This is a genomic window from Ralstonia sp. A12 (assembly GCF_000801955.1).
Lineage (GTDB): Bacteria > Pseudomonadota > Gammaproteobacteria > Burkholderiales > Burkholderiaceae > Ralstonia.
On the sequence record NZ_JSZO01000001.1, the window covers coordinates 812,225 to 835,752 of the forward strand.

Consider the following 23,528-nt stretch of genomic DNA (forward strand, 5'->3'; position numbering starts at 1 on the left):
TAATCGTCGTTATTGCAGCGCGCCATCGCACGAGCACTGTCATTTTTACCAGTCAACTACACACTGTGAAAAACAGACCTTTACAACGGTTTCCTTACGAACTACTTTTTCGTTCGTCATTGAATTACCAGCAGGGTTGAGCGAACCGGATTCGCACTTTGATTTCCCTAAAGTGCGCGGATGCATTCGCGCTAACGTTTCCGCATTGCCATTACTGGCTTTGCGCAAACATCCTGTCACCTTGACTCCGGCGCTGTTCCTATTTTTTGAAACCCGATCAGGTTTCAGGGGGATTATTTTGCCGAATAAAAATGCATTGAATTAGTTCCCCCGCAAGAGGCGGGAAATCAGAATATCTGCTTTGCGCTGAATCGATATTACAAAACGCAAATCAGATATGGAGCCAACTTAAAACTATCCGTTTTAAGTGATGGCGTTCGTCATCCTGAAAAAGGCCTTTATCGCCATGAAAAAATCCAGGTTATCGACCAGTGATTTTGCAGGTTTGCCCAAAGCCCTGGGCGCATCGCTTCTGGCTGCAGCGCTCTCTGCAGCACTGCTGGCAGGTTGCGGCGGCTCAGACTCCTCCGCCACGGCCAACCCCAGCGGCACCGCTGTGGATTCCAGCAAGACGACCGCACCGGTGACGGCAGCCACGCCGCCCGATCAGCCCTACGTGGACCCGAACGTCTACGGCACTGGTCCCAATGACGCCCTGGCTGCAGACCCCGGCGAAAGCGCCGCCGTCACCCACCACACGGTGAGCATCGGCGGCAAGAGCATCGCCTACACGGCCACCGCCGGCCACCTGACGACCATCGACCCCGTCACGTCGAAGTCCAATGCGACGATGTTCTACGTGGCATACACACAGGACAATCCGGACCCGTCCAAGCCGCGCCCGGTGACGTTCTTCTATAACGGCGGCCCCGGTTCGTCGTCGGTGTTCCTGCTGCTGGGCTCGTTCGGGCCGAAGCGCCTGCAATCGTCGTTCCCGAACTTCACGCCGCCGGCACCGTACAAGCTGCCAGACAACCCGGACAGCCTGCTTGACCGCTCCGATCTCGTGTTCATCAACCCGGTGGGCACCGGATATTCGGCCGCCATCGCCCCGGCCAAGAACAAGGACTTCTGGGGCACTGACCAGGACGCGCACTCGATCGACCGCTTCATCCAGCGCTACCTGACCAAGAACGCGCGCTGGAACTCGCCCAAGTTCCTGTTCGGCGAGTCGTATGGCACGGCACGCAGCGCGGTGCTGTCGTGGATCCTGCATGAAGACGGCATCGAGCTGAACGGCATCACGCTACAGTCGTCGATCCTCGACTACTCGAATGCGCTCTCGGCGATCGGCACCTTCCCGACGCTGGCCGCAGACGCTTGGTATTGGAAGAAGACGACGGGCAACCCGCCGCCGGGCGACCTCGACAGCTACATGGTCCAGGCCCGCAACTACGCGGACAACACGCTCACGCCGCTGGCGCAGGCGCCCAACCCGCAAGACGGCGGCCTCGTCAACGTGCGCCTGAACCTGAATCTGCAGGCCGCACAGACGATGGGCTCGTACATCGGCACCGATCCGATCTCGTTGATTCAGACGTTCGGCAACCCGGCTGCACTGGGCAACGTTCCGTCGCAGAACAACAACCCGCCGTACACGTTTTTCCTGACGCTGAATCCGGGCATCCAGATCGGCCAGTATGACGGCCGCGCCAACTACACGGGCCAGGGCATCGCACCGTTCATCCTGCCGAATTCAGGCAGCAACGATCCGTCGATCTCCAACATCGGCGGCGCCTACACGGTGCTGTGGAACAGCTACCTGAACACCCAACTCAAGTACACGTCGACCTCGTCGTTCGTGGACCTGAACGACGCCGTGTTCAATAACTGGGACTTCAGCCACATCGACCCGACCGGTGCCAACAGGGGCGGCGGCAACACGCTCTACACGGCAGGCGATCTTGCCTCGACGATGAGCCTGAACCCGGACCTGAAGGTGCTGCAAGCCAGTGGCTACTTCGACGCCGTCACGCCGTTCCACCAGACCGAGCTGACGCTGGCGCAGATGCCGCTTGACCCGACCATCAAGGCCAAAAACCTGACGATCAAGAACTACCCGTCGGGCCACATGATCTATCTGAACGATGCGTCGCGCACCGCGCTCAAGGGTGACCTGGCCTCGTTCTACGATGGCGTGATGGCCGACCGTCCGGCCTTGATGCGGGTGCAGGGCCTGCAGCGTCTGCCGGAGGGCGTGAAGAAGTAATCGCCTGAAGGTGCAATGCAAAACCGCCCGGCCGAGTTCGCACAAGGCCGGGCGGTTTTTTGTTTGCAGCCGTCGATGAAGCTCAGGCCATGTCTTGTGCGCGGTGGCCCGTGGGCTTCGCGTCGGCACGCGTCAACCACAGCACGCCGGCCAGAATCAGCGCCCCGCCGATCATCTGCGTGGGCGCGATCGACTCGCCCAGCAGCAACGCAGCCAGCAGCACCGTCACCACCGGCTCCAGCGTAGAGAGCATCGACGCCTGCGCCGCGCCCAGCTTCTGCAGGCCGGCAAAGAAGGTCAGGATGGCCACCACCGTCGACAGTCCGGCAATTGCCAGCGCAGCAGCCCAGCCACCCACTGTGCCCGGCAACTGCGCCGGCGCACCGGCCAGCGCCATGCCCGTGTAGACGACACCCGCAGCTGCACAGATGATCGTGGTACACGCCAGCGGGTCCACCCCGTGCGTCACGCGTGCGCCCACGGTGATGTAGATCGAGTAGATCACGGCAGATGCCACGCCCAGCGCAATGCCGAGCAGGCTGCCACCCGACAGGCCCGCACCGCCCACTGTCAGCCCCGCGCCCACCGAACACAGCACCAGCGCCACGATGGCCGCCGTAGTCAACCGTTCGCGCAGGAACACCGCCGCCAGTACCGTCACGAACATCGGATACAGATACAGCAGCAGCGCCACCAGGCTGGCCGGTGCATAGTTCAGCGCCGAGAAGAACGTGAACGACTGCCCCGCATACCCAATGCCGCCCATGGCCGCCAGCCCGAGCACACGGGACCACGGCGGAATCCCGATGCGCCGCACACGCATTACCACCATCAGCGCCAGTGCCGCGACGACGAAGCGCACCATCAGCAAACCCACCACGTTGGCGCCGCTCGCATAGGCGTAGTGCGTGAAGATCGCCATCGCCCCGAACGAAGCGGCGGAAATGGCGATCAGCAGCACACCGAGCAGCTTGTCTGCGGCGCGTGCGGCGAGGGTGGAATCGGTGCGTTGTCTCATGGTGCGCGGCGTTTTGTCGCCGTCTGCGGTGTGGGCCGCCATTGTAACGTTGGCGCCGCTCGGGGCCCCGGCACGCACCAAGGCGGGCCGGTACAATAGCGGGATCATGTTTAATCCCTCCCGCGACGAAGTCCGTCAATTCTTTTGCGGCGCCTGGCGCAAGCATCGCCAGGCCGAAATCATCACGCCGCTTGAAGCCATGGCGGTCGACTGGATGCAAGAGCATCCCGAATATCACGACACCCTGGATGCGGGCGAAGACGCCCTCGCCCGCGACTACGCGCCTGAGAGCGGCCAGAGCAATCCATTCCTGCACCTGTCGATGCATCTGTCGATCAGCGAACAGGTGTCGGTGGACCAGCCGCGCGGCATTCGTGCTGCGTATGAGTTGTTGGCCCAACGGCTGGATTCGCCGCACGAGGCGCAGCATCAGGTGATGGAATGCCTCGGCCAGATGTTGTGGACGGCGCAGCGCACCGGCCTGCCGCCCGACGGCGAGGCGTATATCGAGTGCGTGCGCAAGCGCGCCACGGCCCGCTGAATCTGAAGCCATAAAAAAACCGCTCCGAAGAGCGGTTTTTCTTTGCCGATGCACCGGCTTACTTCTTGAGCACCAGCGAGCCCGGCAGCGATTCGATATAGGCGGCGATGTCCTTCAGTTCCGCCTCGGTGAACGGACGCGGCTTGCCGTCCGCGCCGATGGTGGCCGGGTTGCTGTTGACCTGGCCCGCCATGATGGCGTTGCTGCGGCCCATCAGCGGATTGTTGCTGGTCTGATAGGCCAGCAGCGCGTGGTAGATGTAGTCGCCGTGCTGGCCAGCCAGCTTCGGGTAGTCTGGCGAGATCGGGGCATTCAGGCCGGCACCGTGGCAGGCCGCGCACGTGCCCTTCTCCACCAGTTGCTTGCCCTTTTCCAGATCAGCGGCTTGTGCCGACACAGCAGCACCCAGGATCAACGCGCCCAAGCTGAGCGAGATCTTCTTCATGTTCGTCCTCGTCACTTCCGGGGGTTGTTGGGCGTGGCAGCCGTCTGCTGCGAGTAGTACGCAGCGAGGTTGGCGATGTCCTGATCCGTCAGCGACCCGGCGATGGCGCGCATGGTCGGATGCTTGCGGTCACCCTTCTGGTACGCATGCAATGCGGACTCGATGTACTTGGCGTTCTGGCCGCCCAGGTAGGGCACGCGATACACCTCGGGGAACGACGTTTTGTAGTCGGGGATGGCATGGCAGCCGATGCACATGGCGACCTTGCTTTCAGCGGCGGCCGGATTGCCCTGGACGTCGGCAGCGGTGGCTGACGCAGCCAGCGCGCCGAATGCGCCCAAAGCGGCCGCCATGGTGAGGATCTTTTTCATCTCGTTCTTAAGCGTGGAGTTTCAGAATCCTGCTCGCCCTGCCAGCTTGTGTCAGCCGGCTGTCTCTCTGGGCGCTTCCACCGGCTGCAGGCAAGGTGCCTTAAGACGGTCGTTTGAGGTGTGTCAAACCGGCGCATTGTAGCGCACCCGTTTTTTTCCAGTCCAGTTAGGGGTCCCGTGACTTGACAGCGGGGAATGGCGCGCCCGCGCGCCCTGGCAGCGTTGGGCAGCAAACGCCCAAACTCTCTTATACTGGCCGTTTCCGATTCTTTTACCGCCCAGTAGGCTTGCCCGATGAACCCCACTACCACGCCTGCCCCGTCCGCACGCTTCGAGGGCTCCGACCAGTACGTCGCCACCGATGACCTCAAGCTTGCTGTCAACGCATCCAGGACGTTGCAGCGTCCGCTGCTCATCAAGGGCGAGCCGGGCACGGGCAAGACCATGCTGGCCGAGGAAGTGGCCGCCGCGCTGGGCATGCCGCTGCTGCAGTGGCACGTGAAATCCACCACCAAAGCGCAACAGGGCCTGTACGAATACGACGCCGTTTCGCGCCTGCGCGACTCGCAACTAGGCGACGACAAGGTCCACGACATCCGCAACTACATCGTCAAGGGCGTGCTGTGGCAAGCCTTTGAGGCCGACCAGCAGGTCGTGCTGCTGATCGACGAGATCGACAAGGCCGACATCGAATTCCCCAACGATCTGCTGCGCGAGCTGGATCGCATGGAGTTCTACGTGTACGAGACGCGTGAAACCGTCCGCGCCAAGCATCGCCCGCTGGTGATCATCACGTCGAACAACGAGAAGGAACTGCCCGACGCCTTCCTGCGCCGCTGCTTCTTCCATTACATCAAGTTTCCGGATGCCGAGACAATGCAGGCCATCGTCGATGTGCATTACCCGGGCATCAAGCCGGCGCTGGTCAAGGCCGCGCTGGACGCGTTCTATGAGATGCGCAACCTGCCGGGGCTGAAGAAGAAGCCGTCGACCTCTGAACTGATCGACTGGCTCAAGCTGCTGCTGGCCGAAGACATTCCGCCGGAATCGTTGCGCAGCCAGGACAAGAACGCCGCCATTCCGCCGCTGCATGGCGCGCTGCTCAAGAACGAGCAAGACGTGCACCTGTTCGAGCGCCTGGTCTTCATGAACCGCGCCAACCGCTGAACGAGACCGAGCCATGCCCCGCCTGATCGAGCCCGTCACGCTGGCCGGCCAGCACGCCTGGCTGGAGCCGCTCGGCCCTGAGTACGAAGAGGAAGTGCGCGCTGCAGCCGCTGATGGCGAGCTGTGGAAGCTCTGGTACACCTCTGTGCCGTCGCCTGAGAAAACCGGCGATTGGCTGGCCATTGCGCTGGACATGCGCGAGCGGCTCGGCGCCATGCCCTTTGTCGTGCGCGAGGTGCATGATGGCAAGCCCGGCAAGGTGGTCGGCGCCACGCGGCTCTTCAACGTGGACGAAGCCAACCGCCGGCTGGAAATTGGCCACACCTGGTACGCCAAGTCCGTCCAGCGCACCGCCATCAACACTGAATGCAAGTTGCTGCTGCTCACGCATGCGTTCGAGACGCTGCGCTGCATTGCCGTGGAGTTCCGCACGCACTGGATGAACCATCAGAGCCGCGCCGCCATCGCGCGCCTGGGTGCGAAACAGGACGGCGTGCTGCGCAATCACCAGCGCATGCCGGACGGCAGCTTTCGCGATACGGTGGTGTTCTCGATCATCGAATCGGAATGGCTAACAGTGAAACGTCATCTGCAATACAAGCTGGAGCAGCCGCGATGAACGCGTGGCTGCTGCTGGCCGGCACCATCGTCGCCGAGGTGATCGGCACGCTGTGCCTGAAGCTCTCCGAGGGCTTCTCCAAGCCGCTATGGATCATCGGCACGGCCATCTGCTACGGACTCGCCTTCTGGGGCCTGGCGATCGTCATGAAGCGCATCGACATGAGCATCACGTATGCGGTGTGGTCGGGCGTGGGTACGGTGCTAACGGCCATCGTGGGCGTGATGCTGTTCAAGGAAGGCCTGTCGATGGCCAAGCTGTCGGGCATCGGCATGGTGGTGTGCGGCGTGGTGCTGCTGAACCTGAGCGGCACCTCACACTGAGCAGGAGACCAACATGCTCATCGATTTCTTCTTTACCCTGCGGCACGCCAAGCTGCCCGTCTCGGTCAAGGAATACCTGACGCTGCTTGAAGGGCTCAAGCAGCAGGTCATTGCGCCATCGCTCGACGAGTTCTACTTCCTGGCGCGCATGACGCTGGTGAAGGACGAGAAGCACTTCGACAAGTTCGACCAGGCTTTCGGCGCGTACTTCAAGGGCGTGGAAGGCGCGGTCGACTGGAAGGCCGACATTCCGCTCGACTGGCTCATCAAGAAGCTGGAGCGCGAGCTCTCGCCGGAAGAGAAAGCCAAGGTCGAAGCCATGGGCGGTCTCGACAAACTGATGGAGCGCCTGAAGGAACTGCTGGGCGAGCAGCACGAGCGCCACGAAGGCGGCAGCAAGTGGATCGGCACCGGCGGCACGTCGCCGTTCGGGCACGGCGGCTACAACCCGGAGGGCATCCGTATCGGCGGGCCATCGAAGGGCAACCGCACGGCGGTCAAGGTGTGGGAAGCACGCGCGTACAAGGACTACGACGACACCGTCGAACTCGGCACACGCAACATCAAAGTGGCGCTGCGCCGCCTGCGCAAGTTCGCGCGTGATGGTGCGGACATCGAGCTGGATCTGGACGACACCATCCACTCCACCGCCGCCAATGCCGGCATGCTCGACATCAAGATGCGCCCCGAGCGGCACAACAACGTCAAGGTACTGATGTTGATGGATGTGGGCGGCTCGATGGACGACCACATCAAGCGTGTGGAAGAGCTCTTCTCCGCCGCCAAGACCGAGTTCAAGCACCTCGAGTACTACTACTTCCACAACTGCGTGTACGAGCACCTGTGGAAGAACAACCGCCGCCGCCATGCGGAGCGGTTCTCCACGTGGGATGTCATCCGCAAGTACCCGCCCGATTACAAGCTGATCTTCGTGGGTGACGCGACGATGAGCCCGTACGAGATCCTGCAGGCTGGCGGCTCGGTGGAATACAACAACGCCGAAGCCGGCGCCACGTGGCTCAAGCGGCTGATCGAGCAGTTCCCGAAATTCGTCTGGCTCAACCCCGAGCCGGAAGGCTTGTGGGAGTACCGCCAGTCCATCTCGGTCATCAACCAGATCGTGAAGACGCGGATGTATCCGGTGACCATTGCCGGGCTGGAATCAGCGATGCGGCTGCTGTCCAAGTAGCGAACCTCCCTCCTGTTTCTCCGGGCGTGGATGCGGTGATTACCTGCCGCGTAATCGACACCATCCACGCCGGTGCCGAAGATGAAGCCATGCAGCACGGAAGACGAATCACCGTGCTCTGCAGCCTCCCCCACTTCGAACGGAGAAACGCCATGACCGCCACGCAACTCGCCGCCAACGAAACCCTTGCCGACACGCTGGTCGATCACTACATCGCGGCCTGGAATGCGACCGACACCGCGCAACGCCGCACCCTCGTCGCGCAGACCTGGACCGAAGGCGCCACCTATGTCGACCCGCTGATGCAGGGCGCCGGCCATGACGGCATCGATGCGCTCATCGTTGGCGTGCAGGCCAAGTTTCCGGGCTTCCGCTTTGCACGTGATGGCGGCGTGGACGTGGTGCAGGACACGATCCGTTTCCGCTGGACGCTCGGGCCGGACGGCCAGGCGCTGGTCAAGGGCACGGACTTCGTGCGCATTGAAGGCGACCGCATGCACGTGGTAACCGGCTTCATTGATCAGATGCCCGGCATGGGCGACGCGGCCTGAGCACGCAGCCTCGCAAAAACAAACGCCCCGGAAGTCCGGGGCGTTTTGCATTGGCGAATTGCTGTGATGTCAGATCGTCAGCATGCCGTCTTGGCCCGCATTGGCGTTGCGCAGCCCTTCTGCCCAACCCTTGGTCGGCAACTTGAGCGAAGCCTGCAGCGCCGCAGCACGTTCTTGCACGGCCTCCCAGCTCACATGCAGCGGCGGCCCGTTGAATGCCAGCGCAATCACGTTGCCGTCGTGCACTTCGGGGAAGACGAGCACGCGGTTGTCGAACGCATCGCAAATGCGCTCGATGTTGCGCGGGAAGCTAGTGTGGTCGCCAAACAAGTTGATGGTCATCACGCCCGGCGAGCGCAGCACTTGGCGGCAAGCCTTGTAGAACGCCGGCGTATCGAGCACCGGGCCGCGTGCGGTGGCGTCGTAAAGGTCGATCTGCAATGCATCGACGCTGCCGTGGTGGTTGGCGTCCATCACCCAGTCATAGGCGTCCTGCTCCAGCACGCTCAGGCGCGCGTCGTCGAATTGCATGTTGAACATGCTGCGTGCGGCGACGATGACCGACGGATTCAGTTCCACCGCCGTGACCTGTGCTGGCGCGAGCTGACGATGGCAGAACTTGGTCAGCGCCGCAGCGCCCAAGCCCAACTGCACAACATGGAAATCCGGGCGTGAGTTCGGATCGAGAAACAGCAGCCACGCCATCATCTGCTGGGCGTATTCCAGTTCGATGGCATCCGGTTTGGACAAGCGCATGGCGCCCTGCACCCACTCGGTACCGAAGTGCAGATAGCGCACGCCGGCCAGTTCCGAGAACGTGACCGGGGCAAAGCGCGGGGCCATGCGCTTCGGTTCATCGTCATGGTCCAGACGGTCTTCGCGCTTGGCGCGAGCAGGACGGCGCGAGGCCACGGCCTCGATGGATTTACGTTTCAACAGCGTCATAAAGCGGATCAACGGGAAGAAGTCTGAGCGGCTGCAGCGCGCTGCAACCATTCGCGATTGTGGTCTTTGGCGTAGCGCGTCCAGTGCTTGGCGTCGCGCAGGATATCGTCAAACAGCGTCTGGGCGCGCTGTTTGTCGGCATCGTTGTTCTGGGTGAGCAGCCATTCGCCGAACAGGCAGCGGGCGGCGGCATCGTTGGCACAGGTCAGAGCTTGCTCGAATGCGTCGCGGGTGTTGGGTGCGTTGATAGCAGCCAGTGCACGGGCGTAGAGCAGCGTCGGATCGGGCTGCTGGCGCGTCACGCGATGCGCCTCGAACAGTTTCTCGAGCGTGCCCTTGGCGAGCGCCGCATCGCCGGTGGCGAACTGCGCGCGGGCCAGACCCAGCAGCACGGCCGAATCCCCAGCAAACGGGCCGGTGGCCGCTTGCTCGAAATGCTGGCGCGCTTCCTTGGCATCGCCCGCTTCCAGCAGCGCTTCGCCCAGACGCAGGCGGTGTTGCACAGTCGGCGCGCGGTCGAAATCATTGCGCGCCTCGCGCACGGCGCGGTTCGGGTCGATCAGTTGGGTAACGGCACGGCTGGCCACGCGGGCACCGCGCGAGTGGCGCATCTCCGGCAGATAAATGGCGAAGAAGTACACGACGCTACCCAGCAACGGAAACGCGAACAGGATGAACAGCCAGTACATGTTCTGGTTGCTGCGCACGACGTGCACGGCAAAGAACAGCGCGACGATGACGTGAAAGCTGATTCCAACGAACGGCATGTTGAGGCCCGGTAACAGAATTGCGCCGGCACCCCCGCGCCAGCCACGGGCGCGATTGTGACAGATGCGCGGGAACACGGCCGTGACCTCTCCTTAACGTTTGCGGGTCGAGTACCGGCAACGCCCGATGTAACCGATCTTGACAGTCAATTAACTCATTGGTTAAATGAACGCATGCCGACATCAGACGACACCCTCTCGACCGTGTTCGCTGCCCTGGCCGACCCCACCCGCCGCGCGATCCTTGCGCGCCTGGCGGAAGGCGAAGCCCCGGTAAGCGAACTCGCCCGCCCGTTCGACATGTCCGCCCCGGCCATCTCCAAGCACTTGCGCGTGCTGGCCGAGGCCGGGCTGATTGAGCGGGAAATCAACGCACGCTGGCGCATCTGCCACCTGCGCCCCGGCGCCCTGCGCGATGCGCACGGCTGGCTGGAGCGTTATCGCCTGCATTGGGAAGGCAACCTGGATCGCCTGGTCGCCTTTGTCGAGCAAACCCACGCCACGTCCGCGCCGCCAGACGCGGACACCCCGACCACCAAGGACTGACAACAGCCCCCCGGAGACCACCATGGACCGCGCCGCCACTTTCGAACTGGAGATGACCCGCCACATCCGCGCGCCACGCGAGCGGGTATTCGACGCCTTTACCGATCAGGCCGCGCTGGCGGTCTGGCATTGTCCGCGCGGCATGGGCGTGGTGGAGGCCAGCACAGATGCGCGCGTCGGTGGCCAATACCGCATCGTCATGGGCGGGCGCGATGGCGGCAAACACATCGCCGCGGGGGAATACCAGTCGCTCGATCGCGCCAACTTTCTTGCCTACACGTGGTGGTGGGAAGCCGGCTCCATGTCGTCCGAGCTAAAGACGCTGATAGAAGTCACGCTCACCGACAAAGACGGCGGTACCGACCTGCACATGCGCCATACGGGCTTCCCCGATGCGCAAGCGCGCGACGGCCACATGGGCGGCTGGCAATCGGTGTTCAACCGCCTGAACGACTACCTTGACCCCGAAGGCACGGCAGGCACTGTCACCGTCTATGGCAACCCCCGCAGCACGTACTGCCGCACAGTGCGCATGGCGCTTGCCGAAAAAGGCGTGCCCTACAAGCTCGACCCGCTCACGCCGCACACGCCCGAACTGGTGGCACACAATCCGTTCGGCCGCGTGCCGGCGTTCAGTGACGGCCCGATCGAGTTCTACGAAACGCGCGCCATCCTCAGCTACATTGACGAAGCCTTCGACGGCCCGAGTCTGCTGCCGCAATGGGGCGCCACCGCCCACGCACGCGGTGAGCAGTGGATCAGCCTGATCAACTGCCACGCCTACGACGCGATGGTGCGCCGCTATGTACTGCAGTACGTCTTCCCCAAGGGCGCTGACGGGCAGCCAGACCGCGCCGTGATCGACGCTGCGCTGCCGGAAATTGCGGCGCAGCTCGACGCACTTGAGCAAGCTTATGGCGACCGCGACTATCTGGTCGGCAGCACCGTATCGATGGCCGATCTGTTCTTCGCGCCAATTGCGATGTATCTGGAGATGTTCCCTGAAACCAAGGCGCTGCTGGACAAACGCCCGAACATCCAGCGCGGGCAGGCTGCCATGCGTGCGCGCCCAAGCTACGCCGCCACCATGCAGCAACTCGGTTGAGTCGTCAGCCAAGAAAAACGCCGGCGCCTGTGACCAGGCAGCCGGCGTTGTCCTTGCCGTGAGGCGTCGCTCAAGGGCGGCCGAGAAAATCGAACTTGCCGATCTCCACGCCGTTATGACGCAGCAGCGCGTAAGCGGTGGTGATATGGAAATACATGTTCGGCAGCACAAAGCCGCGCAGGTAATCGAGGCCGCTGAACTGCAGTTCGCGCGTCGGGCTCTTGAGCGTGATCTGGCGATCTTCGCTGCCGACAAACGCTGCAGGGTCGATGCTGTTGACGAACGCCAGCGTCTTGGCAATGCGCGCCTTCAGTTCAGGAATCGTCGTCTCCACATCCGGGTGCGAAGGCGCCTCAGTGCCTGCAAGACGTGCCGCTGCGCCCTTGGCCGTGTCGCAAGCAATCTGCACCTGGCGCGTGAACGGATGCATGTCTGGCGCCAAACGCGCGCTCAGCAGGTTGGCCGGGTCGAACTTCTTCGCTTCTGCATGGGCAGCCGCCTTGTCGAGCAAGGCTGACAGGTTGCCCAGCATGCGGTTCGCGGTCGGCACCAGAAATTCGTACATCGACGGGGTGGTCATCGGCAAAGCTCTCCTTGGGTCTGTCAATCGCCGCCAGCCGCCCGTGTCCCCGGGACTTGCCAGCCGCTGCGCATTGGCGCGCTGGCGACAGTGTAGGCGGAGCGCTGCATGGTTGCTCAACAGCCACACACGCCCCGCCATGAGGCATCCGGCACGAGATGAGTGCGCGCCGGTGCTCCACGATGCGCCTCAGGGCCAGCGTGCCGGTGCGCAAGATGTGGCATAGCTATTGCATAAGCAAGCACGGGGCCAACGGCGGCCCCGATCCAACGCTTCCCAAAAAGCGTTCGGGGCAACGGCGCTCCGAAGCGATACGGCAGTGGCCCGGGCAACCGGTTCGCAGGCCTGTCGCTTCTGAGCGCTTTTTCTTTGGTCAATGCGCATTCGCCAGCGTCGACTTCACCTGCAAGGCACGACATGAACGCTTCCTCCACCCAGGCATTTCCGGCCGATGTGTCTGTCGAGACCATCGGCGAGCTGATCAACCTGTCCGGACGGCAACGCATGTTGTCGCAACGGATCGTGTTGCAGATGCTGCTGGCTGCGCAGGGCAAGGAAGGTGATGGGGCCGCACTCGACATCGCGCGCACATGCCTGTCGATGTTCGAGTCCGCCCACGCTGATCTCGTCAAGGGCAACGCGCGTTTGCCGGGCGCATTCTCCAGCGCGCTGCAGCAGTTGTACTTCGGCAGCCCGCGTGGCGACGCGCGCATCCGTGAGTTCATCACCCTGGCCAAGACCGCCATGGACACCGTATCTGCCGGCAGCGCCAAGAAGACGTCTTCCCTTGATGCACTCGTGACGCAGGCCACGCCCATGCTCGAACTGCTGCAGACCATCACGCAGGCCTACCAGGAAGAAATGCACGTGTGCGAAGTCGCCCTGCGCAAGCGGCAGACGGAAATCGCCGAGCACCTTGGCCGCATCTCGATGCAGGCCAACATCGTCGCAATGAATGCACGCGTCTCTGCCGCACGCGCGGGCCCTTACGGGCGGGAGTTCTCGGTCATCACCACCGTGCTGGCAGACATCATCCAGGAGATGGATCAACTGATCCGCAACGTGGTCGGCTCAAACGACACCACACATTCCGGCACGAGCGCACACCGAACACCAACGCCGACATCGAAAACGTCGTGGCGCATGTCGCTGCGTTGATCAGCGCACGGAGACACTCTTGAAGCCCTGCCTGCATTTCATCCGCGTGCTGCTCTGCACTGCCCTGCTGTTTGGCCTGATCGGAAGCGCTTGCGCGCAGCCGCTGACCATCAACGCCGCCATCAACAAGGCGGGCCGCCAACGCATGCTGTCGCAGCGCATGGCCAAGGCGTACTGCCAGATCGGGCTGGGGGTGGAGGTCGAGCGCTCGAAGAAGATTCTCGATCAATCCGTCGCGCTGTTCGACCGCCAGCTCACCGAGCTGAAGGCATTCGCACCCACGCCGGAAATCAAGGACACCTACGCCAGACTTGAGCAGACGTGGCGCGCTGACAAGCAGTTGCTCACGGGCAGCGATCCGAGCGTCGACAACGCAAGGAAGATCGCGCTGGCCAGCGAAGACGTGCTCAAGCTCGCGCAACAAGGCACGGTGCAGTTGGAGAAGTATTCAGGTACGGCAACCGGCAAGCTGATCAACGTGGCTGGCCGCCAACGGATGCTCTCGCAACGCATCGCCAAGCTCAGCATGTTCCGCGCTTGGGATGTCACCTCCCCGCAGATGGCGCAGGAGCTGGACGCAGCCATGAAGGAGTTCACGGCGGCGCAGGCCCTACTCACGTCCACGCCACAGAACACCGCAGCGATCAGCAACGAACTGCAGCTTGCCAACACACAGTGGCTGTTCTTTTCGGAGGCACTCAAACAGACGGAAGGCACGCGCGCGGAGCAGTTGAGAAACGTCGCGACCACGAGCGAGCGGATTCTTCAGGTCATGGATGACGTGACGGGGCTGTATGAAGGCCTCGCCAAATAGCGCCGAACGGGGTGCCATCGTTGCCCGTCCTGCGCGGGGGGCTTTACTCCGCCCAGTTCACCTTCGGGAACCGGCTCGCAAACGCCTCCGGCATCGCCACCACCTTCTTGCTTACGTAGTCGAAGAACACAAAGCCGGACTTGGCCATGGCGATCAGCGTGCCATCCGCCGGGCGCGTGATGCGGAAGATGATGTCGCCGCCGTACTTGTTGAAGTCCATCACGCCCACTTCGAACAGCAGTTGATCACGCGCATGTGCCTCGTTGCGATACATGGTGGCAAGATCGGTCACGATGATGCCGCTCCCTTCCTGGCTGACATCCTCGCTGGCGAACTCGTACAGGAAGCGTGCCCGCGCCTCGGAGATCATCGAGATCATCGAGTCATTGGCAAGGTGGTTGGCCGAGTTGATATCGGTCACGCGTACGGTCAGATGCGTGTCATAGCAAAACTGATCGGCCGGCAGGTCGAGTTTGAGACGGGCCATGTGGGAGTCGCAGAAATGGATTGAGCGCCGCACCGGCAAGGTGGGCAGGCGCCAATCATACGGGAGACGCAGGCTCGAATGACGGCATTGCAGCCCTCACGACCACACCACCTTACCCGTCATCGCGCACCGGCAATGCGGTCGAATACTTGATCTGCTCCATCGCGAACGACGAACTGACGTCCGATAGCGGTACCGCCTTAATGAGCTGCTTGTAGACCCGGTCATAGTCCTCGATGCCCGTCACGGCGACGCGCAGCAGATAGTCGACCTCCCCGCTCATCCGATACACCTCGACCACTTCCGGCATATCGCGCACCACCTGCGTGAAACGCTGCGCCCACTTCTCGGTGTGCTGATCGGTGCGCACCGCAACGAACACAGTCGTACCGACGCCCAGCTTGCGCGCATCGCACAGCGCTACCTGTGCGCGAATCACCCCGGTCTCCTTGAGCCGTTGCACCCGCTTCCAGCACGGCGTTTGCGACAGATTCACACGCTGTGCGAGCTCCGCAATGGGCAGCGTCACATCGGCTTGCAGCAACCTCAGCAGCTCGCGGTCAATGGCATCCATTTCCCAACCCTTTTCTTGGCGCGGGCGACTCTTCCCGCTGAATAGAAAATTTTTTTCCTTCATGAATATTATAAGGAACATTTTTCTACCAAGAAGGCAAATTCATAGGTGATTTTGAACTAATTTTCTTGGCCATCCACCGTATCATTTCCTTGCCCCCGCCCCTACAGCAAGACAACGAAATGAGCGATAGCAACACACTGCATTACCTCGACTACGCAGCCACCACGCCGGCCGACCCGCGCGTGATCGCGGCGATGACCGCCTGCCTTGGCATGGAAGGTGCGTTTGGCAATCCTGCATCGAGTTCACATGCAACCGGTCGTCTTGCGCGGAACAAGGTCGAGCACGCCCGCGAACAAGTCGCCACGCTCATTGGTGCCGATGCCGACGAGATCATCTGGACGTCGGGCGCCACTGAATCGAACAACCTCGCGCTGAAGGGCTACGCAGACAACGCCACAGACAAGCGCCACCTGATCACAAGCCGCATCGAGCACAAGGCCATTCTGGACACGATGGCGAACCTGTCGACGCGCGGCTGTACGGTGACCTTTCTCTCGCCGACAGCGCAGGGCGAAATCACCGCTGATGCGGTGGCCGCGGCGATTGGCCCTGAGACCGGACTCGTCTCGCTCATGCTGGTGAACAACGAGCTGGGCACGCTGACCGACGTTCGCGCGATCGCGCAGATCGTGCACGCCGCGGGCGCGCTGCTCCATGTCGACGCAGCGCAGGCGCTCGGCAAGACAGCGATTGATGTGCGTGCGCTCGGCATCGACATGCTGTCGATGTCCGCACACAAGTTCTATGGCCCCAAGGGCATCGGCGCACTGTACGTCCGCGGTGACATTGCATCCCGCATTGCGCCGCAGATGCACGGCGGCGGACACGAGCGCGGTCTGCGCTCGGGCACGCTGGCAACGCATCAGATCGTCGGCATGGGGGTCGCGTGCGAGTTGGCGGCGGAAGAACTCGCGAGCGAAGCCGCTCGGATTGCGGTGCTCAGTCAGCGGCTGAAGGCATCGGTGCTTGCGCTCGGTGATGTGGTCCACAACGCTGACGTCGCGCTGCGCATTCCTCACACCCTGAGCCTGACGGTCAATGCGCCTGGCTTTTTCCCGTTCATGCTGGGCGACGATCTTGCCGTGTCATCCACGTCGGCATGCAACTCTGCTGCGGGTACGCCATCGCACGTGTTGTCGGCAATGGGCCTGGACGCAGACGCAGCGGGTCGCACCGTGCGCATCAGCCTCGGTCGTTTTACGACGGAGCAAGACATCGACTTCGCCATCGCGTGTTTTCAACGCGCCATCGAGCAATGCCGGTCCACGGCATCCAATGGCGTGGCCGCGTCCCGACAAATCACGCCGGCGGATTTGAAGGCCATTCGCAGTGCAGGTTTCCGCTCCGTGATCTGCAATCGCCCGGATGGTGAAAGCGCCGATCAGCCTGCCTTTGAAGAGATTGCCGCAGCCGCCCGCGAACTGGGCCTGGAAGCGCGCTACTTGCCCGTTGTGCCGAATCAAATTGGCGCGGCAGAAGTCGACGCGTTTGGCGCATTGGTCGATACGCTGCCCAAACCCATTCTCGCCTACTGCAGAAGCGGGAACCGTGCAGCCATGCTCTGGAACAGCCTGGTGGATCAGCGTAAGGCCTGAGGAAAAACGGAAGACGCGTCCAGCCAAGGCCACAGCTCATGCCAGGCACGCAGCTTTTCCGCGTAGGCCATGGTATGTGCTGGGCTGCTGGAGGGAAGTGTGAGGATATGGTGGCCACCGCCATGCGCACCGAGCACCTTCATACCAATGCGCGCAGCGGTGCCGCCGTTGAATGCGATCACCGCCAGTTCCGGCAATGATGCAATGAGGCCAGCCAGGTCGTTGCCGGCGTGGTCTCGAATCTTGCTGTCAAGGCTGCCTTCGCGCTTGGCCTCGGCCACTACATCCCACAGGCCGATGCGATGCGCCAGCAACGTCTGCAGGCGCGCATCGTAGCCCATGCCCGGCAGGTCCTGACCGATGACTTCACCGGCCAGGCGCCAGAACTGGTTGTGCTTGTAGGCGTAGTACTGCGCTTGCGCGAGCGATGCCTCGCCGGGCAGGCTGCCCAGGATCAACACGCGTGTGTGCGCGTCGACCACGGGCGGGAAGCATCGCTTGAGCATCAGGCCAGCAGACGGTTCACGCGTTGCACGTAAACCGCCGGGTCCGTCAGCGAACCGCCTTCGGCCAGCAATGCCTGATCGAACAACACGTGCAGGCGATCCTCAAACGCAGCGCGATCGGCTTCGTTGCCCGTGATGGTTTCCAGCAGCGCCAGCTTGCGCACCAGCGGATGCGTCGGGTTCAGCTCCAGCACCGGCTTGCTGTCCGGCGCCTGCTGGCCAGCCTGCTTGAGCAAACGCGCCAGCGTGCCGCTGATGTCGCCATCGTCGGCCACCAGGCACGACGGCGAATCGGTCAGGCGGTGCGTGATGCGCACGTCCTTGGCCTTGTCGGTCAACACGGCCTTGGCGCGCTCGACCAGCGCTTTGAACTCGCCTTCCACTTTGGCGTGCTCGGCCTTCTCGGCTTCGTCCTCCATGGCGCCGAGATCAAGATCGCCGCGTGCCACCGACACCAGTTCCTTCTCTTCAAAGTCGTGCAGGAACGAGAGCATCCACTCGTCCACGCGGTCGGTCAGCAGCAGCACTTCCACGCCCTTCTTGCGGAAGATTTCCAGGTGCGGGCTCGACTTGGCGGCCGTCCAGTTCTCGGCGGTCACGTAGTAGATCTTGTCCTGACCTTCCTTCATGCGGCCAATGTAGTCGGCCAGGGAGACGGTCTGGGCGCTGTCTTCGTTGTGCGTGGAGGCGAAGCGCAGCAGCTTGGCAACGCGCTCTTTGTTGGCGTGGTCTTCGCCAATGCCTTCCTTGAGCACTTGGCCGAAGTGCTGCCAGAACGTGGCGTACTTTTCCTTTTCAGCTGCATCATCCGACTCGGCCATCGATTCGAGCATGCCCAGCACGCGCTTGGTCGAGCCCTCGCGGATGGCCTTCACGTCGCGGCTTTCCTGCAGGATTTCGCGCGACACGTTCAGCGGCAGGTCTGCCGAATCGATCACGCCCTTCACGAAGCGCTGGTAGCCCGGCAGCAGTTGTTCGGCGTCGTCCATGATGAAGACGCGCTTGACGTACAGCTTCAGGCCACTGCGGCGCTCGCGGTCCCACAGGTCGAACGGTGCGTTGGTCGGGATGTACAGCAGTTGCGTGTATTCGCTGCGGCCTTCCACGCGGTTGTGCGTCCAGGCGAGCGGCTTGCCGTCTTCGTGCGCAATGTGCTGGTAGAAGGCGATGTACTGCTCGTCGGTCACATCGGCGCGCGGGCGGGCCCACAGGGCGCTGCCCTGGTTGATGGTTTCCCACTCGTCCTGGGCGACCATCTCTTTCTTCTCTTCGTCCCACGCTTCCTTGCGCATCTGGATCGGCAGGGAGATGTGGTCCGAGTACTTCTGCACCACCGACTTGACGCGCCAGGCGCTGAGGAAATCGTCCTCGCCCTCGCGCAGGTGCAGCGTGATGGTGGAGCCACGCTCGGCGCGCTCGATGGTGTCGACGGTGAATTCGCCGTCGCCCGCGCTTTCCCAGCGCACACCTTCATTGGCGGCCACGCCGGCGCGGCGCGATTCCACCGTCACGCGGTCGGCCACGATGAAGGCCGAGTAGAAGCCCACGCCAAACTGGCCGATGAGTACGGCGTCCTTCTGCTGATCGCCCGAGAGCTGGCTGAAGAATTCGCGCGTGCCCGAACGGGCGATGGTGCCAAGGTTGCGGATGGCCTCGTCGCGGCTCATGCCGATGCCGTTGTCGGCAATGGTGATGGTGCGCGCGGCCGCATCAAAGCCGATGCGGATGCCCAGCTCACCACCGCCTTCCAGCAGTTGCGGGTTGGCGATGCCCTCGAAGCGCAGCTTATCCACCGCATCCGACGCATTGGAAACCAGCTCGCGCAGGAAGATTTCCTTGTTGCTGTACAGCGAGTGGATCATCAGATGCAGAAGCTGCTTCACTTCTGCCTGGAAGGCCATCTTCTCTTGCGGTGCGCTCATGTGTGTGTGGTGTGCAAAAAGTCTGGAAATGGAAAGCGAAGCGGGCGGCACTGCGAGAGTGCGTCCGCATGAATGTTTGTGTGGCTAGATAAGGCGTACGGCCGTCTTTTCAACCCCGGGAGATTACCCACCCCGGTCGAGCTGCTCGGCCAGGAAGCGGAGCATATCCGGGTCCGTGCTGGTGGCGATGTTGAAGCGCATCCACGTAGACGGCATCTGCGACGGCGAAAACAGGCTCCCCGGTGCAAACACAAAGCCCTGCTCGTGCCCGGCGCGGGCAATGGCATTGGCGTCTTGCCCGGTGTCGGTCCAGAGGAACATGCCTGCGCCCTGCTGCGCAAACAGCTTCAGGCCCATGCGCTCCAGGTTGCGTTGCACACTATCCCGGGCGCGATCCAGGCGCCCGCGCACGCGCTCGACGTGCTTGCGGTACTGGCCTTCGGTGAGGATCTTGTAGAGCACGCGCTCGTTGATCTCGGGCGTAGTCAGGCCCGTCAGCAGCTTGCCATCGGTCAGGTTCTTGGCCAGCTCCGGGTGACAGGCGATAAAGCCCACGCGCAAATTGATCGCCAGCGTCTTGGAGAAACTGCCCAGGTAGATCACCCGGCGCAACTGGTCCAGGCTTGCCAGGCGCGTGCCCTGGTGTCCGGGCGGTGCAAGGTCGCCATAGATATCGTCTTCCACAATCAGGAAGCCGTACTGCTCAGCCAGCCGCAACAACTGGAATGCCTTGGCGGCGGAGAGCGACGTGCCCGTCGGGTTGTGCAGGATCGAGTTGATGATCAGCAGCTTGGGCCGACGCACCTGCACCAACCCTTCCAGCGCGACCAGGTCCGGCCCCTCGGTGGTGTAGGGCACGCCGATCACCTGTGCGCCCTGCGCGGCAAAGCGGCCAAACATCAGGAACCACGCCGGATCGCCTACCAGCACCGTATCGCCGGGCTGCACGTACTGACGCGCAATCAAATCCAGCGATGATGTGATGCCCGAGGTCACGACGATCTGCTCGGGGCGCGCGCCAATCTCCAGTTCCGCCAGGCGCGTCTGCAACTGCTGGCGCAGCGGCAGGAAGCCTTGCGGCAAGCCCGGCGCCAGAAACTGGTTGCCGTTCTGGCGGCCCAGTGCGCGCAACGCATTGGCAATCAACTCGCCATCCAGCCAGCCGTTGGGCAAAAAGCCGATGCCCGGCGACTTGCGCGGCTCGGCTGACAGAAACATGTTGCGCAACAGCCAGGTCACGTCAATCTTGCGCCCAACCGCCAGCGGCGGCGCGGCGGGCTGCTCTTCAGGCAGCGGCGTGTGGCGCTCCTTCACATAGAAGCCCGAGCCGCGGCGCGATTCCAGATACCCCTGCGCCACCAGCCGTTCATACGCCTCCACCACCGTGAAGCGCGAAATGCTTTTCTCCTGCGCCAACTGCCGGATCGACGGCATGCGCATGCCGGCACGGAAGACGCGCTCGTCGATGCGCATGCGCGCCCACTCCGTCAGTTGGTCGACCAGCGTCATCTGCGCCGACGGGATCGGGTCGGGCAGTTGCTCCGCGACCGGCCGGGCGGCGGCGCGGCGAGCATCCAGGCTGACGATTCGGGAAGAGGCGGTCATGACGGGTCGACTGAAACGAGGCAAAAACTGTACAGAAAGCACCACGATAAAGTGTACAGGTACTGTACAGACACAGTTCGGTAGGATCAAGGTCAGAATTCCGCCCCCAGCGAATCGGAGACCCCACGATGCCAACGTTGAAACGCTTTGACGAAGACGCCTACCGCACCACCTGCGATGCCACCGTCGTCGCCGTGCACCCGGAAGGCATCGAACTGGACGCCACAGTGTTCTATGCCCGCAGCGGCGGTCAGGCCGGCGACACCGGCGTGCTCACACTGGGTGGCGACCAGACCGTGGCGATTGCCGACACGGTCTACAGCCCCGATCGCCAGACCGTGCTGCATGTGCCAGCAGACAACGCCGACCTCTCTCTGCTCGCCCCCGGCACGCGCGTCACCGCCTCCATCGATTGGGAGCGCCGCCACCGCCTGATGCGGCTGCATACCTGCCTGCACCTGCTGGGCTCGCTGATTCCAGTGCCGGTCACGGGCTGCGGCATCTCGCCGGATTCGGGCCGCATCGATTTCGACCTGCCCGAATCGACGCTCGACCGCGACACGCTTACCACGCAACTGAATGAACTGATCGGCCGCAATACGCCGATACGCATCGACCTGATCACGCCGGAAGAACTGGCCGCGCAGCCTGAACTCGTGCGCACCATCGGCGCGGCGCCGCCGGTGGGCGCAGGGGCCATCCGCATCATCCATATCGACGGCATCGACCGCCAGCCGTGCGGCGGCACCCACGTGCGTGCCACCGGCGAGATCGGCCGCGTGGTCGTCACCAAGATCGAAAAGAAGAGCCGCCAGAACCGCCGCGTCGCCGTGGCCTTTGCAGACTGAGTGCTCAGCCATGAACAAGTCCGCCACCCTGCCTCTGGGCCATGCGCCCGACCACGCTGAACGCCGGGGCATGCTGCTCGGCTTCATCGGCGTGGCCATCTTCAGCCAGACGTTGCCGTTCACGCGCATGGCCGTCGCCGAGCTGGATGCGACCTTCGTCGCACTGGTGCGGGCGGTGCTGGCCAGCGTGCTGGCGCTCGGCCTGCTGGCAGCGACCGGCGCGTTCTCGGCCGCCAAGCGCCCGCAGGGTCGCCAGTGGTGGCAACTCGCTGTCACGGCGATGGGCGTGGTCGTCGGCTTTCCGCTGTTCTCTTCGCTGGCGATGCGCGATGTGCCGGCCGCGCATGGCGCCATCATCACCGGCCTGCTGCCGCTGGCGACGGCCATCTTTGCCGCCTGGTTCGGGCGCGAGCGGCCGTCGACCGGATTCTGGCTGTGCGCGATGGTAGGCAGCGTGCTCGTCGTCTCATTTGCGTTGCTGCAAGGTGCCGGCACCCTGCACCGTGCCGACTGGCTGCTGTTCGCCGCCATGGTGACCGGCGCCCTCGGCTATGCGACCGGCGGCAAGCTCTCGCGCGAGTTGGGCGGCACGCAGACGATTGCCTGGGCGCTGGTCATCTCGCTGCCGGTGCTGCTGCCGATGGTGGGCGCGCTGGCGTGGCTGCCCTCTACGCACCAGGCTGAAGCGCTGGCGCATGCCTCGTCCCGCGCCTGGATCGGGCTGGCTTACGTGTCGGCCTTCTCCATGTTCATCGGTTTTCTGTTCTGGTACTCCGGCCTGGCCGCGGGCGGTGTTGCGCGGGTCGGCCAGATACAATTGCTGCAACCTTTCATGACGTTGATCGGCGGCTGGCTGCTGCTGGGCGAATCGCTCGATGCGCCCACCGTGCTGTTTGCGCTGGCAGTGATTGCCGTGGTCGGCATCGGCCGGCGGACATCGGTGCGCCGATAACGTCGTTACCCGTATTTGTTCACCCAACACATCAAGGAGTCCTCATGACCGCCACGCACGACGCCCAGGCCAAGCTCAAGCAACTCGGCATCGAACTGCCCGCCGCCGGCGCACCGGCCGCCGCCTACGTCATGGCCGCGCAGACCGGCAACCAGGTCTTCCTGTCCGGCCACATTGCCAAGAAGGACGGCAAGCCGTGGGTCGGCAAGCTGGGCGCCAACATGACCACCGAAGAAGGCAAGGCTGCCGCGCGCGCCATCGCCATCGACCTGCTCGCCACGCTGAACACGCACCTGGGCGGTGACCTGAGCCGCGTCAAGCGCATCGTCAAGGTCATGAGCCTGGTGAACTCCACGCAAGAGTTCACCGAGCAGCACCTGGTGACCAACGGCGCGTCGGAGCTGTTCGCCGAGGTGTTTGGCGATGCCGGCAAGCACGCCCGCAGCGCCTTCGGTGTCGCACAGATTCCGTTCGGCGCGTGCGTCGAGATCGAGCTGATCGCTGAAGTCGCCTAAGCGTTGTATCGGCCCTGCCCATTGGGGCGTTGCCTGCTATCCTGATCGTT

General features: G+C 63.1%; 26 protein-coding genes. 15 read left to right on the top strand and 11 right to left on the bottom strand.

Translation table 11 applies throughout. The annotated features are described in order from the left end of the window. The first annotated feature begins 466 nt into the window (after positions 1 to 466). Positions 467 to 2,269, top strand: a complete 1,803-nt coding sequence (locus PI87_RS03730) for a S10 family peptidase (protein WP_442965454.1) — start codon at positions 467 to 469, stop codon at positions 2,267 to 2,269. Between the two features lie 82 nt (positions 2,270 to 2,351). On the opposite strand, the gene PI87_RS03735 is transcribed toward PI87_RS03730, so the two are convergent. Further along, positions 2,352 to 3,287 (bottom strand): DMT family transporter, encoded by a 936-nt coding sequence (locus PI87_RS03735; protein ID WP_039596282.1) that lies wholly within the window; start codon positions 3,285 to 3,287, stop codon positions 2,352 to 2,354. 106 nt (positions 3,288 to 3,393) lie between these two features. On the opposite strand from PI87_RS03735, the gene PI87_RS03740 reads away from it, so the two are divergent. Continuing rightward, positions 3,394 to 3,828 carry a DUF1841 family protein gene (locus PI87_RS03740; RefSeq protein ID WP_039596475.1) on the top strand — a complete coding sequence of 145 codons (435 nt, stop codon included), beginning with the start codon at positions 3,394 to 3,396 and terminating at the stop codon, positions 3,826 to 3,828. A gap of 58 nt (positions 3,829 to 3,886) precedes the next feature. On the opposite strand, the gene PI87_RS03745 is transcribed toward PI87_RS03740, so the two are convergent. Continuing rightward, on the bottom strand, positions 3,887 to 4,273 hold the full coding sequence (locus PI87_RS03745) for a c-type cytochrome (RefSeq protein ID WP_039596283.1): 387 nt from the start codon (positions 4,271 to 4,273) through the stop codon (positions 3,887 to 3,889). 11 nt (positions 4,274 to 4,284) lie between these two features. Continuing rightward, positions 4,285 to 4,644: a c-type cytochrome gene (locus PI87_RS03750; RefSeq protein WP_039596284.1), complete on the bottom strand. Its 360-nt coding sequence runs from the start codon at positions 4,642 to 4,644 to the stop codon at positions 4,285 to 4,287. A 294-nt stretch (positions 4,645 to 4,938) separates the two neighbouring features. On the opposite strand from PI87_RS03750, the gene PI87_RS03755 reads away from it, so the two are divergent. The 5 genes from PI87_RS03755 (at position 4,939) to PI87_RS03775 (ending at position 8,493) form a co-directional block, all read left to right on the top strand. Continuing rightward, the gene (locus PI87_RS03755; RefSeq protein WP_039596285.1) at positions 4,939 to 5,811 is read left to right on the top strand and encodes an AAA family ATPase; all 873 of its coding nucleotides are present in this window, start codon (positions 4,939 to 4,941) and stop codon (positions 5,809 to 5,811) included. A gap of 13 nt (positions 5,812 to 5,824) precedes the next feature. Next, entirely contained in the window at positions 5,825 to 6,430 is a 606-nt protein-coding gene (locus tag PI87_RS03760) for a GNAT family N-acetyltransferase (protein WP_039596286.1), read from the top strand. After that, the gene (locus PI87_RS03765) at positions 6,427 to 6,753 is read left to right on the top strand and encodes a DMT family transporter (protein WP_039596287.1); all 327 of its coding nucleotides are present in this window, start codon (positions 6,427 to 6,429) and stop codon (positions 6,751 to 6,753) included. The genes PI87_RS03760 and PI87_RS03765 overlap by 4 nt, the downstream gene beginning before the upstream one ends. Before the next feature lie 13 nt (positions 6,754 to 6,766). After that, positions 6,767 to 7,942 carry a vWA domain-containing protein gene (locus PI87_RS03770; protein ID WP_039596288.1) on the top strand — a complete coding sequence of 392 codons (1,176 nt, stop codon included), beginning with the start codon at positions 6,767 to 6,769 and terminating at the stop codon, positions 7,940 to 7,942. Positions 7,943 to 8,094: 152 nt separating this feature from the next. Next, positions 8,095 to 8,493 (top strand): nuclear transport factor 2 family protein, encoded by a 399-nt coding sequence (locus tag PI87_RS03775; protein WP_039596289.1) that lies wholly within the window; start codon positions 8,095 to 8,097, stop codon positions 8,491 to 8,493. 69 nt (positions 8,494 to 8,562) lie between these two features. On the opposite strand, the gene PI87_RS03780 is transcribed toward PI87_RS03775, so the two are convergent. Together PI87_RS03780 and PI87_RS03785 are read right to left on the bottom strand one after the other, a co-directional pair. Continuing rightward, positions 8,563 to 9,438, bottom strand: a complete 876-nt coding sequence (locus PI87_RS03780) for a spermidine synthase (protein WP_039596290.1) — start codon at positions 9,436 to 9,438, stop codon at positions 8,563 to 8,565. Between the two features lie 8 nt (positions 9,439 to 9,446). Next, the gene (locus PI87_RS03785) at positions 9,447 to 10,205 is read right to left on the bottom strand and encodes a tetratricopeptide repeat protein (protein WP_039596476.1); all 759 of its coding nucleotides are present in this window, start codon (positions 10,203 to 10,205) and stop codon (positions 9,447 to 9,449) included. Between the two features lie 174 nt (positions 10,206 to 10,379). Between PI87_RS03785 and PI87_RS03790 the strand changes: the two genes are divergently transcribed. Next, positions 10,380 to 10,751, top strand: a complete 372-nt coding sequence (locus PI87_RS03790) for an ArsR/SmtB family transcription factor (protein WP_039596291.1) — start codon at positions 10,380 to 10,382, stop codon at positions 10,749 to 10,751. Between the two features lie 22 nt (positions 10,752 to 10,773). Beyond that, on the top strand, positions 10,774 to 11,856 hold the full coding sequence (locus PI87_RS03795; RefSeq protein WP_039596292.1) for an SRPBCC domain-containing protein: 1,083 nt from the start codon (positions 10,774 to 10,776) through the stop codon (positions 11,854 to 11,856). 70 nt (positions 11,857 to 11,926) lie between these two features. On the opposite strand, the gene PI87_RS03800 is transcribed toward PI87_RS03795, so the two are convergent. After that, positions 11,927 to 12,436 carry a DUF1993 domain-containing protein gene (locus PI87_RS03800; protein WP_039596293.1) on the bottom strand — a complete coding sequence of 170 codons (510 nt, stop codon included), beginning with the start codon at positions 12,434 to 12,436 and terminating at the stop codon, positions 11,927 to 11,929. 417 nt (positions 12,437 to 12,853) lie between these two features. Between PI87_RS03800 and PI87_RS03805 the strand changes: the two genes are divergently transcribed. Both PI87_RS03805 and PI87_RS03810 read left to right on the top strand, forming a co-directional pair. Beyond that, the gene (locus PI87_RS03805) at positions 12,854 to 13,594 is read left to right on the top strand and encodes a type IV pili methyl-accepting chemotaxis transducer N-terminal domain-containing protein (RefSeq protein ID WP_039596294.1); all 741 of its coding nucleotides are present in this window, start codon (positions 12,854 to 12,856) and stop codon (positions 13,592 to 13,594) included. Between the two features lie 19 nt (positions 13,595 to 13,613). Beyond that, complete coding sequence (locus PI87_RS03810) at positions 13,614 to 14,408, top strand: type IV pili methyl-accepting chemotaxis transducer N-terminal domain-containing protein (RefSeq protein WP_084209875.1); 795 nt, start codon at positions 13,614 to 13,616, stop codon at positions 14,406 to 14,408. Positions 14,409 to 14,451: 43 nt separating this feature from the next. Here the strand turns inward: PI87_RS03810 and PI87_RS03815 are convergent, their stop codons facing one another. Continuing rightward, on the bottom strand, positions 14,452 to 14,895 hold the full coding sequence (locus PI87_RS03815) for a thioesterase family protein (protein WP_039596295.1): 444 nt from the start codon (positions 14,893 to 14,895) through the stop codon (positions 14,452 to 14,454). A gap of 112 nt (positions 14,896 to 15,007) precedes the next feature. Continuing rightward, positions 15,008 to 15,469, bottom strand: a complete 462-nt coding sequence (locus PI87_RS03820) for an Lrp/AsnC family transcriptional regulator (protein ID WP_039596296.1) — start codon at positions 15,467 to 15,469, stop codon at positions 15,008 to 15,010. A 182-nt stretch (positions 15,470 to 15,651) separates the two neighbouring features. Between PI87_RS03820 and PI87_RS03825 the strand changes: the two genes are divergently transcribed. Further along, positions 15,652 to 17,130 (top strand): aminotransferase class V-fold PLP-dependent enzyme, encoded by a 1,479-nt coding sequence (locus tag PI87_RS03825; protein WP_039596297.1) that lies wholly within the window; start codon positions 15,652 to 15,654, stop codon positions 17,128 to 17,130. On the opposite strand, the gene PI87_RS03830 is transcribed toward PI87_RS03825, so the two are convergent. The 3 genes from PI87_RS03830 to PI87_RS03840 all read right to left on the bottom strand — a co-directional run bounded on the left by PI87_RS03830 (position 17,115) and on the right by PI87_RS03840 (position 21,163). Next, positions 17,115 to 17,639 (bottom strand): DNA-deoxyinosine glycosylase, encoded by a 525-nt coding sequence (locus tag PI87_RS03830; protein ID WP_039596298.1) that lies wholly within the window; start codon positions 17,637 to 17,639, stop codon positions 17,115 to 17,117. The two genes, PI87_RS03825 and PI87_RS03830, sit on opposite strands and share 16 nt — an antisense overlap. Continuing rightward, the gene (gene htpG / locus PI87_RS03835; protein WP_039596299.1) at positions 17,636 to 19,558 is read right to left on the bottom strand and encodes a molecular chaperone HtpG; all 1,923 of its coding nucleotides are present in this window, start codon (positions 19,556 to 19,558) and stop codon (positions 17,636 to 17,638) included. Before htpG ends, PI87_RS03830 begins: the two co-directional genes overlap by 4 nt. Before the next feature lie 123 nt (positions 19,559 to 19,681). Beyond that, positions 19,682 to 21,163, bottom strand: coding sequence for an aminotransferase-like domain-containing protein (locus PI87_RS03840; protein WP_039596300.1), 1,482 nt, complete (start codon positions 21,161 to 21,163; stop codon positions 19,682 to 19,684). 128 nt (positions 21,164 to 21,291) lie between these two features. Between PI87_RS03840 and PI87_RS03845 the strand changes: the two genes are divergently transcribed. The 3 genes from PI87_RS03845 to PI87_RS03855 are packed head-to-tail and all read left to right on the top strand — an operon-like array spanning position 21,292 to position 23,478. Then, positions 21,292 to 22,011 (top strand): alanyl-tRNA editing protein, encoded by a 720-nt coding sequence (locus PI87_RS03845; RefSeq protein WP_039596301.1) that lies wholly within the window; start codon positions 21,292 to 21,294, stop codon positions 22,009 to 22,011. A 10-nt stretch (positions 22,012 to 22,021) separates the two neighbouring features. Continuing rightward, positions 22,022 to 22,963, top strand: coding sequence for a DMT family transporter (locus PI87_RS03850; RefSeq protein WP_039596302.1), 942 nt, complete (start codon positions 22,022 to 22,024; stop codon positions 22,961 to 22,963). Positions 22,964 to 23,007: 44 nt separating this feature from the next. Further along, positions 23,008 to 23,478, top strand: coding sequence for a RidA family protein (locus tag PI87_RS03855; RefSeq protein WP_039596303.1), 471 nt, complete (start codon positions 23,008 to 23,010; stop codon positions 23,476 to 23,478). Positions 23,479 to 23,528: the final 50 nt, after the last annotated feature.

Excerpts from the sequence above, each read along its gene's own strand:
- PI87_RS03730 (WP_442965454.1), top strand. The coding sequence starts at position 467 with ATGAAAAAATCCAGGTTATCGACCAGTGATTTTGCAGGTTTGCCCAAA.
- PI87_RS03735 (WP_039596282.1), bottom strand. The coding sequence starts at position 3,287 with ATGAGACAACGCACCGATTCCACCCTCGCCGCACGCGCCGCAGACAAG.
- PI87_RS03740 (WP_039596475.1), top strand. The coding sequence starts at position 3,394 with ATGTTTAATCCCTCCCGCGACGAAGTCCGTCAATTCTTTTGCGGCGCC.
- PI87_RS03745 (WP_039596283.1), bottom strand. The coding sequence starts at position 4,273 with ATGAAGAAGATCTCGCTCAGCTTGGGCGCGTTGATCCTGGGTGCTGCT.
- PI87_RS03750 (WP_039596284.1), bottom strand. The coding sequence starts at position 4,644 with ATGAAAAAGATCCTCACCATGGCGGCCGCTTTGGGCGCATTCGGCGCG.
- PI87_RS03755 (WP_039596285.1), top strand. The coding sequence starts at position 4,939 with ATGAACCCCACTACCACGCCTGCCCCGTCCGCACGCTTCGAGGGCTCC.
- PI87_RS03760 (WP_039596286.1), top strand. The coding sequence starts at position 5,825 with ATGCCCCGCCTGATCGAGCCCGTCACGCTGGCCGGCCAGCACGCCTGG.
- PI87_RS03765 (WP_039596287.1), top strand. The coding sequence starts at position 6,427 with ATGAACGCGTGGCTGCTGCTGGCCGGCACCATCGTCGCCGAGGTGATC.
- PI87_RS03770 (WP_039596288.1), top strand. The coding sequence starts at position 6,767 with ATGCTCATCGATTTCTTCTTTACCCTGCGGCACGCCAAGCTGCCCGTC.
- PI87_RS03775 (WP_039596289.1), top strand. The coding sequence starts at position 8,095 with ATGACCGCCACGCAACTCGCCGCCAACGAAACCCTTGCCGACACGCTG.
- PI87_RS03780 (WP_039596290.1), bottom strand. The coding sequence starts at position 9,438 with ATGACGCTGTTGAAACGTAAATCCATCGAGGCCGTGGCCTCGCGCCGT.
- PI87_RS03785 (WP_039596476.1), bottom strand. The coding sequence starts at position 10,205 with ATGCCGTTCGTTGGAATCAGCTTTCACGTCATCGTCGCGCTGTTCTTT.
- PI87_RS03790 (WP_039596291.1), top strand. The coding sequence starts at position 10,380 with ATGCCGACATCAGACGACACCCTCTCGACCGTGTTCGCTGCCCTGGCC.
- PI87_RS03795 (WP_039596292.1), top strand. The coding sequence starts at position 10,774 with ATGGACCGCGCCGCCACTTTCGAACTGGAGATGACCCGCCACATCCGC.
- PI87_RS03800 (WP_039596293.1), bottom strand. The coding sequence starts at position 12,436 with ATGACCACCCCGTCGATGTACGAATTTCTGGTGCCGACCGCGAACCGC.
- PI87_RS03805 (WP_039596294.1), top strand. The coding sequence starts at position 12,854 with ATGAACGCTTCCTCCACCCAGGCATTTCCGGCCGATGTGTCTGTCGAG.
- PI87_RS03815 (WP_039596295.1), bottom strand. The coding sequence starts at position 14,895 with ATGGCCCGTCTCAAACTCGACCTGCCGGCCGATCAGTTTTGCTATGAC.
- PI87_RS03820 (WP_039596296.1), bottom strand. The coding sequence starts at position 15,469 with ATGGATGCCATTGACCGCGAGCTGCTGAGGTTGCTGCAAGCCGATGTG.
- PI87_RS03825 (WP_039596297.1), top strand. The coding sequence starts at position 15,652 with ATGAGCGATAGCAACACACTGCATTACCTCGACTACGCAGCCACCACG.
- htpG (WP_039596299.1), bottom strand. The coding sequence starts at position 19,558 with ATGAGCGCACCGCAAGAGAAGATGGCCTTCCAGGCAGAAGTGAAGCAG.
- PI87_RS03840 (WP_039596300.1), bottom strand. The coding sequence starts at position 21,163 with ATGACCGCCTCTTCCCGAATCGTCAGCCTGGATGCTCGCCGCGCCGCC.
- PI87_RS03845 (WP_039596301.1), top strand. The coding sequence starts at position 21,292 with ATGCCAACGTTGAAACGCTTTGACGAAGACGCCTACCGCACCACCTGC.
- PI87_RS03850 (WP_039596302.1), top strand. The coding sequence starts at position 22,022 with ATGAACAAGTCCGCCACCCTGCCTCTGGGCCATGCGCCCGACCACGCT.
- PI87_RS03855 (WP_039596303.1), top strand. The coding sequence starts at position 23,008 with ATGACCGCCACGCACGACGCCCAGGCCAAGCTCAAGCAACTCGGCATC.